This is a genomic window from Sulfurimonas sp., assembly GCF_028714975.1.
In the GTDB taxonomy this organism is placed as follows: domain Bacteria; phylum Campylobacterota; class Campylobacteria; order Campylobacterales; family Sulfurimonadaceae; genus Sulfurimonas.
In genome coordinates, this window is record NZ_JAQTLH010000007.1 from 74908 (window position 1) to 87239 (window position 12332).

12 protein-coding genes are annotated in these 12332 nt (G+C 39.2%); 6 read left to right on the forward strand and 6 right to left on the reverse strand.

All coding sequences use genetic code 11. The features are described 5' to 3' along the window. Positions 1 to 10: 10 nt before the first annotated feature. On the reverse strand, positions 11 to 2107 hold the full coding sequence (locus tag PHQ93_RS07580; RefSeq protein WP_299942763.1) for a ribonucleoside triphosphate reductase: 2097 nt from the start codon (positions 2105 to 2107) through the stop codon (positions 11 to 13). 148 nt (positions 2108 to 2255) lie between these two features. On the opposite strand from PHQ93_RS07580, the gene PHQ93_RS07585 reads away from it, so the two are divergent. Further along, entirely contained in the window at positions 2256 to 2810 is a 555-nt protein-coding gene (locus PHQ93_RS07585; RefSeq protein ID WP_299942764.1) for a thiamine phosphate synthase, read from the forward strand. Positions 2811 to 2940: 130 nt separating this feature from the next. Here PHQ93_RS07585 and PHQ93_RS07590 read toward each other — a convergent pair whose 3' ends face one another. Next, the gene (locus PHQ93_RS07590) at positions 2941 to 4191 is read right to left on the reverse strand and encodes an NAD(P)/FAD-dependent oxidoreductase (protein ID WP_299942766.1); all 1251 of its coding nucleotides are present in this window, start codon (positions 4189 to 4191) and stop codon (positions 2941 to 2943) included. Between the two features lie 92 nt (positions 4192 to 4283). Here PHQ93_RS07590 and PHQ93_RS07595 point away from each other — a divergent pair, with 92 nt between their 5' ends. After that, entirely contained in the window at positions 4284 to 5060 is a 777-nt protein-coding gene (locus PHQ93_RS07595) for a carbonic anhydrase (protein WP_299942767.1), read from the forward strand. A gap of 128 nt (positions 5061 to 5188) precedes the next feature. On the opposite strand, the gene PHQ93_RS07600 is transcribed toward PHQ93_RS07595, so the two are convergent. Genes PHQ93_RS07600 through pgsA form a run of 3 tightly spaced genes read right to left on the reverse strand, consistent with a single transcriptional unit; the run spans position 5189 to position 7473 of the window. Next, positions 5189 to 5866 carry a YggS family pyridoxal phosphate-dependent enzyme gene (locus PHQ93_RS07600; RefSeq protein WP_299942769.1) on the reverse strand — a complete coding sequence of 226 codons (678 nt, stop codon included), beginning with the start codon at positions 5864 to 5866 and terminating at the stop codon, positions 5189 to 5191. A 3-nt stretch (positions 5867 to 5869) separates the two neighbouring features. Beyond that, positions 5870 to 6922 carry an RIP metalloprotease RseP gene (gene rseP, locus PHQ93_RS07605; protein WP_299942771.1) on the reverse strand — a complete coding sequence of 351 codons (1053 nt, stop codon included), beginning with the start codon at positions 6920 to 6922 and terminating at the stop codon, positions 5870 to 5872. Then, entirely contained in the window at positions 6919 to 7473 is a 555-nt protein-coding gene (gene pgsA / locus PHQ93_RS07610; protein ID WP_299942773.1) for a CDP-diacylglycerol--glycerol-3-phosphate 3-phosphatidyltransferase, read from the reverse strand. Before pgsA ends, rseP begins: the two co-directional genes overlap by 4 nt. 114 nt (positions 7474 to 7587) lie before the next feature. Between pgsA and PHQ93_RS07615 the strand changes: the two genes are divergently transcribed. Further along, positions 7588 to 8817, forward strand: a complete 1230-nt coding sequence (locus tag PHQ93_RS07615) for a 1-acyl-sn-glycerol-3-phosphate acyltransferase (protein ID WP_299942775.1) — start codon at positions 7588 to 7590, stop codon at positions 8815 to 8817. Here PHQ93_RS07615 and PHQ93_RS07620 read toward each other — a convergent pair. Beyond that, the gene (locus PHQ93_RS07620; protein ID WP_299942777.1) at positions 8799 to 10070 is read right to left on the reverse strand and encodes an MFS transporter; all 1272 of its coding nucleotides are present in this window, start codon (positions 10068 to 10070) and stop codon (positions 8799 to 8801) included. The genes PHQ93_RS07615 and PHQ93_RS07620 overlap by 19 nt on opposite strands. 77 nt (positions 10071 to 10147) lie before the next feature. Here PHQ93_RS07620 and PHQ93_RS07625 point away from each other — a divergent pair, with 77 nt between their 5' ends. From PHQ93_RS07625 to ald, 3 genes are read left to right on the forward strand one after another with little or no spacing between them, the layout of a single operon-like run. After that, a complete protein-coding gene (locus PHQ93_RS07625) occupies positions 10148 to 10936 on the forward strand; it encodes a glycerophosphodiester phosphodiesterase family protein (RefSeq protein WP_299942779.1) in 789 nt (262 codons plus the stop codon). After that, positions 10933 to 11205 (forward strand): DnaJ domain-containing protein, encoded by a 273-nt coding sequence (locus PHQ93_RS07630; RefSeq protein ID WP_299942781.1) that lies wholly within the window; start codon positions 10933 to 10935, stop codon positions 11203 to 11205. The genes PHQ93_RS07625 and PHQ93_RS07630 overlap by 4 nt, the downstream gene beginning before the upstream one ends. Positions 11206 to 11215: 10 nt before the next feature. Further along, positions 11216 to 12331, forward strand: coding sequence for an alanine dehydrogenase (ald, locus tag PHQ93_RS07635; protein ID WP_299942783.1), 1116 nt, complete (start codon positions 11216 to 11218; stop codon positions 12329 to 12331). Position 12332: the final 1 nt, after the last annotated feature.

The following is a 12332-nucleotide window of genomic DNA, read 5'->3' on the forward strand; positions in this document are numbered from 1 at the left end:
TCCTCCTTTACTAAGATTTAATATCAATTTCGTTTAACAGCTCTTCATCACACTTAGGACAAAACTCGTGTTCGCCTGCGATGTATCCGTGTTTTGGACATACCGAGAAGAGCGGAGTCACCGTAATGTAAGGAAGTCTAAAGTTCGTAATTACATTTTTAACTAATTTTCTACATGCTTCGGTTGAACTTATCTTCTCTTGCATATATAGGTGAAGAACCGTTCCTCCAGTATATTTGCACTGCAGATCATCTTGAAGCGATAGAGCCTCAAACGGGTCGTTTGTTAAATCAACCGGTATTTGAGAAGAGTTTGTATAGTAGATGTTGTCACCCATACCCGCTTGAAGAATAGAATCACCGTAGCGTTTCTTGTCTTCTTTAGCAAATCTATAAGTTGTTCCCTCTGCAGGTGTAGCTTCTAGGTTGTATAAATTGCCCGTCTCTTCTTGGAACTCTACCATTCTATTTCTGATATAGTTTAAGATTTCAATCGCAAACTCTTCCCCTTTTTTATCACTAATATCATAACTATCGCTTGTAAAGTTACGAATCATCTCATTGATACCGTTTACGCCGATAGTCGAGAAGTGGTTTTTAAATCCCGGTAAATAGCGTTTTGTATATGGATAGAGTCCCCTCTCGTACATCTCTTGGATAAATACGCGTTTTTTCTCTAAAGTAGATTTAGCATGCGCCATTAGTTGATCAAGTCTTGCATAAAGAGCTTCTATGTTGCCTTTATATAAAAATCCGAGCCTTGCCATGTTGATAGTTACAACACCGATAGAACCTGTCATCTCAGCGGAACCGAATAGCCCGCCGCCTCGTTTTAACAGTTCTCTAAGATCTAGTTGAAGTCTGCAGCACATACTTCTAACATGCCCCGGTTTATAAGCCTCTTCATTTGGTACCAATTTACCGTCTGCATCTCGTTTAAACTGAGAGCCGATAAAGTTTTGAAAGTATGAAGAGCCGATTTTTGCCGTATTTTCAAATAAAATGTCGGTATTTTCTCCGTACCAATCAAAATCTTCTGTAATGTTTACGGTAGGGATAGGGAATGTAAACGGCTGACCCGTTAAATCACCCTCCGTCATAATCTCATAATAAGCTTTGTTTATTTGGTTCATCTCCGGTTGGAAGTGCTTATAAGTCATCTCTTCCAGCGAGTTTACGCCTCTGTGTTTAGCTTCTTCTAGCAACTCTTCATCATTGAGATTTTTGAAAATATGGTTCTGTTTAGATGTAGGAATCTGTTCAGCCAAGTCAGTCGGTACAGTCCAGTCAATTGTAATGTTCGTAAATGGAGATTGACCCCATCTTGCAGGTACATTGAGATTGTAAACAAAACTTCTAATCGCTTTTTTGATGTCGTAAAACGATAATTTGTCTTTAAATGCATAAGGAGCCAAATAGGTATCAAATGAACTGAATGCTTGAGCGCCTGCCCACTCGCTTTGGAGAATTCCTAAGAAGTTTGCCATCTGTCCTAATGCTTCACGGAAGTGTCTAGGTGCATCCGATTCTACTCTGCCTCTGACACCGTTAAAACCTTCATCTAGCAAAGCTCTAAGAGACCAACCTGCACAATAACCTGTAAGACAATCTAAATCGTGGATATGGTAGTCGCCGTTGCGGTGAGCGTAGCCCTCTTCTTTAGAGTAAACTTTGTCCAGCCAGTAATTTGCTATAACTTTACCTGCCGTGTTGTTCACAAGTCCTGCATTTGAGTAACCCGTGTTAGAGTTGGCTTTGATGCGCCAGTCGGTTCCGAGGATATACTCTTCTATGGTTTGGGTTGAATTAATGTATGTAGTATCTTCGTCAAGTCCGCCGTCTCTTTGCATTTTATGCGTGTGGCGATAGAGCATAAAGCTCTTTAGAATATCAAAGTATTTAGCGTTGTAGAGCTCTTTTTCAATCGTATCTTGAATATCCTCAACGGCAACAACTCTTTTGTTTTTTAATTTTTCAAGAACATTAAAAAATATTGAACTATCATAGGTGACATGTTGAGATTTAAATGCTTTTTTGATAGCATCTTCAATTTTAAAAGATAAGAACTCTTTATATGTTCCATCTCTCTTTAAAATATTTTCAACCATGTTAGTCCCCTTGTAAAAATTCAGTGCGTAGTGTATAGAAGAAGAAGTTAAAAAATGATAATAAAAAGTGTCACAGTTGCGTCACTAAATGCTCTGTTTATCGCTGTGGTGTATAATGGCGCAAATATAAAAAATATGAGGTTTTTATATGTACAAATATTTAATCACATCAAAAGAATTTTATACAAACGATAGTGAGTTGTTTTGCAAAATTTTAACAAATCAGCTAAAAAAACATCAACCCAAATATGCCCTTTATAGGGATAAATCAAACCAAAATTATCATAATCAAGCTGCTGTTTTCGTAGAAGTATGCGCTGAATTTGAACATATAAAAAGTTTTATACACCAAGATATAAATTTGGCAAAAGAGTTAAATGCAACGGGGGTTCACCTCACATCAAAGCAGTTTAAAGAGATAACAAAAGCAAAAGAGGCGGGTCTTGAAGTGATTGTAAGTACGCATACTCACGAAGAGGTGTTACTTGCGCAAAAAATGGGCGCCGATGCCGTCACATACAGTCCGATTTTTGCCTCACCGGATAAAGGCGAGCCAAGGGGAGTTGATGATTTAAAAGAGCTTTTGGAGATGTATGAGATAAATGTTTTTGCTCTTGGCGGAATCGTTACGCAAGAACATGTAGATATGATAAAGCAGACAAAAGCTTACGGCTTTGCTTCTATAAGATATTTTATTAACTGATGTTACGCACTAAAAGTGTGTAAAACTACATACTCTCCCGCATATGCGGGTAGCTTCAGGGGGTTGCAAGGGACACAAGTGTCCCTGCCACAAAGAGGGGCTCGCGTGCCCTCACTTTTGGGTATTGCTCCTATTTGTGCGTAACATCAGTAATCTGTCCTGCTAAATATCCGCTGGCAAACGACCATTGTAGATTGTATCCTCCGCATGGACCGTCAAGGTTCATAATCTCTCCGCAAAAGTATAAGCCCTCTATGATTTTGCTCTGCATGGTTTTTGGCTCTATCTCTTTTAAATCAACTCCGCCGCGGGTAATCATTGCCATTTTAAACCCATCGTGTCCGATGACCGTGAGCGGTGTCCAAGCAAGAAGTCCTATAAGTTTTGCTCTGTCTGCTCCTGAGATTTTTTTATAGGTTGTTTGCGGGTCGATTTGGGCTAAGAGACATAACTCATTTGATAATGCCAATGGGAGCAGGGTTGTTACGAGTTCAGACATATTGATATGCGGATTTTTTGCAAACTCATCTTTTAGATGTTTTGTGATCTGTTCCTCATTCATACCTTTAGTGAGATTGAGAAGCAGAGGAACTTCACCGTATTCGTCTAACAGCGGAGTTATCTCTCTGGCTGCGTCAAGCACGATAGGACCTCTGATGCCGCTTTTTGTAAAAATCAAATCTCCCTCTGCTCTAAGTTTGCTATGTTTTTTAATGTTAATGCGAAGTTCGACTTTTGCAATCGTATCGGCACGGCAATTTTCAACCCACTTCTCTTTGGTGTGAAGCGGCATCATGGCAGGGTGAAGCTCGGTTATTTTGTGCCCCAGCTCTTTTGCCATTTCATGTCCGTCTCCCTCGGCTCCAAGAGTAGGATATCCAAGCCCGCCTGTTGCCACTATGACATTATGGGCATAAAATATATTGTCGTTAGTCTGTACGCCTGTTACTCTGTTTTGTGTATGTAAAATTTTTTGAACTTTTTGTGATGTTAAAACTTCTATGCCTAACCTTTGCATCTCTTTTTCAAAGGCAGATATAATCGTTTGTGAAGAGTGCGAAGTCGGAAAGACTCTAAAGCCGTCTGGTGCGTGAGTTTGGACACCGATTTCTTTTAAAAACTCCATCAACGCTTTATGGTCAAATACTCTAAGCGCATCTTGCATAAAACGACCGTTACGACCGAATTTAGCCATAAAATCTTCATTTTTCAGGGTGTTCGTGAGGTTGCACCGTCCGCCGCCGGTAGCTTTGAGTTTTGCACCGATTTGTGGCAGTTTTTCTAAAAGCAGGACTTTTTTTCCGCCTTTAGCAGAGGTAACGGCTGCCATCATTCCGGCAGCTCCGGCACCGATAATTATGATATCGTAACTTTTTGTCAACTTGAGACCTGATTTTTTAAAAGTATACTAAAAAAATTTCATATTTGATGATATTTCGATATTATTGTCTATATTGAAATACAGGGATTGTTATGAAATTTGATAAAATTATTAAAAGCACATTTTGTTTGGTTGCGTTGTGCGGTTCGCTGTATGGGGCTTCACATGGAACTCATTGGGGTTATACGGGTCATGACGGTGCGGAGAATTGGGGTAATTTGGCACCTGAATACAGCACATGCAAAGACGGTAAAAACCAATCGCCGATTAATATCTCAAAAGGTGTAACGATTACTACCAGCAAACTTGAAGATATAAATTTTACTTATAAATCAAGCACATCGGATATTGTAAACAACGGTCATACCATACAAGTAAATGTAAAAGAGGGAAGCAGCATAAAGGTTGACGGAATAGAGTTTCATTTGAAGCAGCTTCACTTTCATACGCCTAGTGAAAATCAGATAGACGGGAAAAGCTTTCCGCTGGAAGCACATTTTGTGCATGTATCAAAAAAAGGCGAAATAGCTGTTGTGGCGCTTATGTTTGAGAATGGAAAAGAGAACCAGACGATAAAAGAGATTTGGAGCAGAATGCCTAAAACCGCGGATGAGAAAGAGTGCTACTGCTCATCTACCGATGTCTTAAATACGCTTTTACCGAAAAATAGAGCATATTACAGATTTACTGGTTCTTTGACCACTCCGCCTTGCAGCGAGGGTGTAAGATGGTTTGTGCTTAAACATTATGCGACTATATCGGAAGCTCAAACGAAAGAATTTTTAGAAGTTATGCATCACGAAAACAACAGACCGATTCAAGATATCAATGCTAGAAAAGTTTTATTAAACTCTCCTCTCTCTTTTTAACTTACGCACTGAAACGAACTAGTCCGTTTCAGTGGCAGGGACAGATGTTCCTTGCAACCCCCTAAAGCTACGAAAAACAAGTTTTCGAGATTTACAATGTATTTTTACTCTTTTTTTAGAATCGGCGTTTACAATTTGTTAAACATAATAGAGCCGAGTCTTACCATATTTGACCCGCACTCGATGGCAAGTTCAAAATCTCCGCTCATTCCCATAGAACAGATTGTCGCACCCTCTAGCTGTTTGTAGATATTGTATGTAGTCTCAAAACTCTTTCTAATAATAGTTTCATCGCCCGTGTGTGCGCCGATACTCATAACACCCTTTAGATGGATATTTGGGCACTCTTTTTGTATTTGTTTGTAAATATCAACTGCCGCTTCGGGCATAACGCCGTGTTTAGACTCCTCTTTTGCGGAGTTTATCTGAAGCAGAGCTTCAAGCATCATATCTCTTGCCTCTAGTTTTTTTTGCAACTCATGTGCCAACTCTAAAGAGTCTAACGCATGAAAAAGAGCAGGGTTTATGTCTAGTAAGTTGTTGATTTTGTTTTTTTGCAGATTTCCCACAAAATGCCACTCGAGGGGCAGCTCTTCAAGGGTGCTGCTTTTTGCCTTTAAATCTTGAACTTTGTTTTCCCCAAAAGCTCTTTGACCTATCTCGTAGAGCGCTTTTATTTCATCCGCAGTAGAATATTTGCTGATAGCAACTATTTTAACGATATGCTTTTCATCAAATCTGACTCTGGCAAATTCAACTCTTCTTATAACATCATCAATGTATAGTTTATACTCTTCTTTGTTCATTTTTTATCCTATAAGTCTGTTAATATCGTTATAAAGCCCAAGCCCCATAAGTGAAAAAAGTATCACCCAGCCTGCTATAGTTAATTTTACCATAATCTCTTCATTTACTTCTCTTTTGAAAATCAGCTCATATAGGTTAAACATGATATGTCCGCCGTCGAGCGCAGGGATAGGGAGCAGGTTTAAAACACCGAGATTTACGGAGATGAGAGCCGCAAAAAAGAACACGCTCATCCATCCTGCTTCACTTGCATCAGAGGTTAATTTAACGATAGATATAACTCCGCCGAGTTCGTTGGCGGGAACCTCTCCGACTATTAGCTTTTTAAGCCCCGTAAATATCATCGTAGAGGCAAAAATCGTCTGATTTGTTGCATAAGAGAGCGTTTCACTAATGCCTAGCTCAAGCTTGTGAGTTACTCCTGCACTCCCGATTCCAATCATCTTTTTTTCAATGACTTCATTAAACATATTTGTCGTTTGGGTGATTTTTGGAGATAGTACTATATGCTGAATAAATCCTGCTCTCTCAACCTCAATACTAAGCGAGCCGTCCGATGCTTCAATGATTTTTGCCATCTCTTCCCATGTTTTTATATCAATGGAGTTAATAGAACGGATAGTGTCGTTTGTCTCTAAACCTGCGGCAAATGCGGGAGAGTCTTTTACTACTTTACCGATAACTGGAGAGAGGACGCTCGGTCCGCCAAGAGCAATCGCAAAATAGAGAAAAAATGCTAAAACAAAGTTTGCAAGCGGACCTGCTATAAGGATAAATATCTTTTGCAGCGGTGTTTTTACATTGTAACTGTCGTTGTCATAGCTTTTTTTTGTCGGGTCGCTATCGTCTTGTCCTTTCATCTTGACATAGCCGCCAAGCGGAATGAGAGCGAGCCGCCACTCATTGCCCCATCTCTGAAATGAGGCTATTTTTCGCCCGAATCCTATACTAAAAACTTCTACTTTGACTCCCACTCTTCGAGCTGCCAGATAGTGCCCTAATTCATGAAAAAATATAAGTGCCGATAGGACAAAAAGAGAGACCATAAAACTCATTGATTATTGCCTTTTAAAATTGCGGCTCTAAAGCCGTAAAGATACTCAAAACCTGAGTAGAGTGTAAGAACAACCGCAAACCATAAAAGTGTGCTTCCAAGCGGCCAGTGCATAAGCAAAAATCCGATTGCAATCATCTGAACTACGGTTTTTACCTTTCCTGCCAATGAAGCTTTTATGTCTAAGCCCTCACTCACTGCAACGGTACGAATTCCGGTAATAAAGAGCTCGCGAATGATGATGATGTAGATAGCCCATGCACTTGCTTCGCCAATCATCATAAGTCCTAAAAATGCGGCAATTATGAGCATTTTGTCAGCCAATGGGTCGATAATGGAGCCAAGCATTGTCATCTGGTTCCACTCTCTTGCAATATAGCCGTCAAAAAAGTCCGTAACACTCGCTAAAACAAAGAGAAGCGAAGCTGCATAGTAGTTCCAAGTTATATGGTAACCTGAGTCGGTAAAAAAATCAGGATTTAAGATTATCCAAAACATAATCGGAGCTAAAAGAATACGCGAAAACGCTAAGATATTGGGAATATTTAACAAAAACAGCCTTGTTTTTTTCGCGTATTTTAACCTTTTGGCTCTTAATATAGGCTTGACATTATATTTGCTACTTAGATACTATAAAAATTAAAGTTTTTAAAGTCAAGAGATAAAATGGATTTACATAAAATAGAAGAGAAATTATCGTCATATACTTTATTTATCAAAGAGGTTGCGGTAATTGTGCATAACGGGACTTTTTTTGCTATTGTCTATCCTGATTTTAATGCCCTAAAAGAGGCAAAAATAATCAATATAGAAGAGGAAATCAGATGGTATGCCATCGAGCTTTACAATATGCAAGCCGAGGAGTCTTTGAAGATAAAAGGCTATAAAATCTTAACTGTGCCTTTGCCAAAAACAGTATTGGGCGATGTCGATTTAGAGGCATTAAAAGAGCTGATTTCATCAGATAAAGAGAGTGATTTTATAGGAGAAGTTGAACCTGATGATGAAGTGTACGGCACTTTAAAAGCATATATATCGACTCTGACAAAGAGTAAAATTTTTCCCTCTTCACATTTGGAGCTTGACCTTGGACTGGATTCGCTTAACTATGTCGAACTCTTTGTTTTTATAGAGCAGAGTTTCGGAGTCAAAATTGATGAAGCAACATTTTCAAATATAATGAGCGTAAAATCACTCTATGAGTATGTAAAAAACAGTAGAGTAAAAGTCACTCCTGCTATGCCGAATTGGGGAGAGATATTGCAAGAGTCTATTGATGAAAAACTGATCTATTCGCCGATTGTAATGTCTATCTATAAAACTGTTCTGTTTCCGCTTTTTAGGCTCTATTTTCGTCTTGAAGCGGTGGGAGTGGAAAATATTCCCACATATCCGTGCATAATCGCGCCGTCTCATCAAAGTATGCTTGACGGTTTTTTGATAGAGTCGATACTGCCGTATAAGATTTTAAAAAAGAGTTTCTTTTTGGCATATAAGCAGGTGTTTGGCACCACACTTTTAGCGCCTATATCAAAGCACGGTCAGACTATTTTGATAGATGCAAACTACAATCTCAAACATACTATGCAGCAGTGCGCATTGCCGCTAAGAGAAGGAAATAATCTCGTTATTTTTCCTGAGGGGGCAAGAACTCGTGATAGAAAACTGCTTGAGTTTCGACCTTTTTTTGCGATGCTCTCTAAAACTTTCAATATCCCGATTCTCCCTGTGGTGATTGACGGCAGTTTTGAAGCGCTCCAAGCCGGTAAAATAGTTCCAAGACCCAAAAAAATAAGAGTTACATTTCTAACCCCGATAGCACCTGAGGGACTTAGCAGCGATGAGATAACTCAAATGACAAAAAAAGAAATCCAATCTCACTTTAGAGCATTTTGAACATCTTTTGCCGTCTTCTTCTCATCCACAAAATAGAGCAAGATTGCTCCTAGTATAAATAAAATAGCAACAGAAGCAATTGAAGCACGGGAGTTTTGAGTAAAAAGCGCGACAGATGCTACCAACAACGGCCCTAAAATAGCCGCAAATTTACCCAAAAAGTTGTAAAAACCAAAAAACTCTGCAGCGTGCTCATTTGGAATCATCCTTGAGTAGTATGAACGGCTGAGTGCCTGAATACCCCCTTGAACAAGCGCAATCATAACCGCAAGTATATAAAACTCATATACTTTGTGCATTACCGCCGCCCAAAGAGTGATAAAAAGATATATGCCGATGGCTAGAAAAATCGCCTTCTTCGTATCCCATGACTGTGCTAGTTTTGCAAAAAGAAGCGTTGCGGGGAAACCTACAAACTGAACGATTAAGAGGGCAAAAATCAGATTTTTAGAGTCAAACCCAAGAGCCATCCCATAATCAACCGCCATTCGTATAATCGTATCAACCCCGTCAATGTAGAGCCAGTAAGCCGCTAAAAATAGAAGCACCCCTTTTAACTCTTTTGTCTTGCCAAAGGTATTTCTTAGCCTAAGATAACCATCTTTTATAAGCGATGATGTTACTCTGTTTTTTGTCTTCTTCTCTTTTACAAACAAAAAGAGCGGAAGTGAGAAAATCGCCCACCACAGAGCTACGCTGATAAAAGATAGTTTGATAGCCTCTGCCTCGCTCTCAAGCCCAAAGAGCGAAAATTTTTCTAACATAAATAGATTAAAACCAAAGAGTATGCCGCCTCCGAGATAGCCAAACGCAAAACCAAGCCCTGAGATATAATCAACATTTTTCCCGTTTGATATTGATGGAAGCAGAGCGTCGTAAAAGGTGTCTGCACCCATAAAGCCGATATTGCCGAGTATGTATATAAAAGCCGCCAATTGCCAATCTCCTTGAGAGACAAGGGAAAGAGACGCACTCATCAATATACCAAGATAGGCAAAGAGAAAGAGAAATTTTTTTTTGAGTGAACTGCTATCTGCCATAGCGCCTAGTAGCGGAGCGATGAGAACGATAATAAAACTTGAAATAGAGTTTGCAAAACCTAGATGTGCCGTGCTTAGTGTTACTTCAACATCCGTACTATAGTAAGATTTGAAAAAGATGGGAAAAAACCCCGCCATAACGGTGGTTGCATAAGCTGAATTTGCCCAATCATAAAGCGCCCATGAGTAAATAGTTCTTTTATCGGTTTGCATTGATACCTCTTTTTATACCATCGTATTAATTTTACCACAAAAGCGTACATCGGTTAAAATAAATGATAGAATAGTGCATGAAATTTTTGAAACTTTTAAACCAAATCGGCCTTATCGCAGCTCATAGAGGGGCTCGTTCAATCTCTCCCGAGAATACTCTTACGGCTTTAAAAAAGAGTATCGGGAAGTGCGATTTTATCGAGATAGATGTGCAGTTTAGCCGTGAGGGTGTTGCCGTAGTTATGCATGATGATACATTGGAGAGAACAACGAATGTTGCTAAAATCGACTCTTTCGTATCCAAAAAGCCGTATAAAGTTTGCGATTTTACGATTGATGAGCTTCTCGCACTCGATTACGGAAGTTGGTTTTACAAAGATGAAAATCATAAAGAGCCGCTGCTTACTCTTCGTGATGCGTTAGAGTTTATAAAAGAGAATGACATTTTTCTAAATATTGAGATTAAAGATATGCATGGCATTTTTAGTGATGAAGAGGTAGTCGATACAGTTGTTAAAGAGATAAAAAATAGTGATGCAAGCGAGTCTGTTTTGCTCTCGTCGTTTAGACACGAATATCTAAAAATCATTAAGGAAAAAGCACCGAATATTTTAACAGCAGCTTTGGTTGAGGGCAAACATCCACATAGACTGCTTGAGTATCTAAGAGAGCTTAAAGTAAACGGATATAATCTTAATAACGAGTTGGTTGAGAGGCAGACTGTAGAGATGTTAAGAGAAGCGGGATTTTTTGTAGGCGTATATACGGTTAATGATTCTGCGCGGGCAAAAGAGCTTTTTAGCATGGGCGTAAACTCTATCTTTAGCGATAGTTTGAATAAAAAATTAGAAGTGAATAGTTTATGAATTACGAAAAATTTGAAAAAGCTCTTGAAATTTTAAACATAGCTTCACGGCTTACGCAGGCAGGACTAAAAGAAAAGTATCTGAAACTATCAAAAATTTATCATCCAGATATGCCTAACGGCGATGCTCAGAAATTTAAAGAGATAAACGAGGCATATAAACTTGTAAGCGAATATATGCAAAATTTTAGATTTAAACTCGATAAAGATGAGTTTTATGAGCAAAGACCGTTTTTAAAAGAATCAAAAGATTGGTTTTATGATTTTTAAGGAGTAAAGTATGATTATCGGAATCCCAAAAGAGGTAAAGATTGATGAATTTCGTGTCGGCGTAACGCCTCAAAATGTTGCGTTGCTTATCAAAGATGGGCATGAAGTGCTTGTTCAAAACGGGGCGGGAGTCGGAAGCGGTTTTAGTGATGCAGACTACATAAGCGTAGGTGCAAGAGTAGCGCTTGATGCCAAAGATGTTTATGATAAAGCTGCTTTAATAATAAAAGTTAAAGAGCCGCAACCGTCGGAGTATGGTTTTTTAAACGAGAAGCACACGCTCTTTTGTTATCTGCATCTTGCACCGTTAAAAGAGCTAACTTCTGTTTTGGCAGAAAAAAAAGTTTGTGCAATTGCTTATGAGACGGTTTCGCTAAATAATGAACTTCCGCTCTTAAAACCTATGAGCGAGATAGCGGGTAAAATGGCACCGATAGTCGCAGCACACTATCTTAGCCGTTATCAGGGCGGTGAGGGTATTTTAATAAGCGGTGCAGACGGGGTCAAACCTGCAAAAGTTTTAATCATAGGCGCTGGTAATGCAGGTCTTAACGCTGCAAATATGGCAATCGGTATGGGTGCGGATGTAACAGTAATGAACCGTACAATGCCGAAATTAAAACAGCTGCAAAAGTTACCAAATGTAAAAACAGTGCTTTACTCTCCTCAAATAATTTTAGAAATAATAAACGAGTTTGATATTGTCATAAGTACGGTGTTGATTCACGGAGGAGCATCGGCACCGAAGTTGATAACTCTTGAGGTATTAAAAGTGATGAGAGAGGGAGCGGTTTTTGTTGATATCGCCATAGATCAAGGCGGAACGGCGGAGAGTTCAAAACCGACAACGCATACAAATCCTATTTTTATCCAAGAGGGCGTATTGCACTACTGCGTGGCAAATATGCCCGGAGCATATCCAAAAACTTCATCCGTTGCGCTTTCTAATGCTACAATCTCTTATGCTAAAAAATTGGCAAATGAAGGGACTCTCAATGCAATAAAAAATGACGCATCGTTAGCTCTTGGAGTAAATGTTTACAATGGAGTCGTGACAAACCAATCCGTTGCTCAGACTCACAATTTAGAGTTTATAAGTATAGAGTTGTGCTTGGAGGGCAAATAGC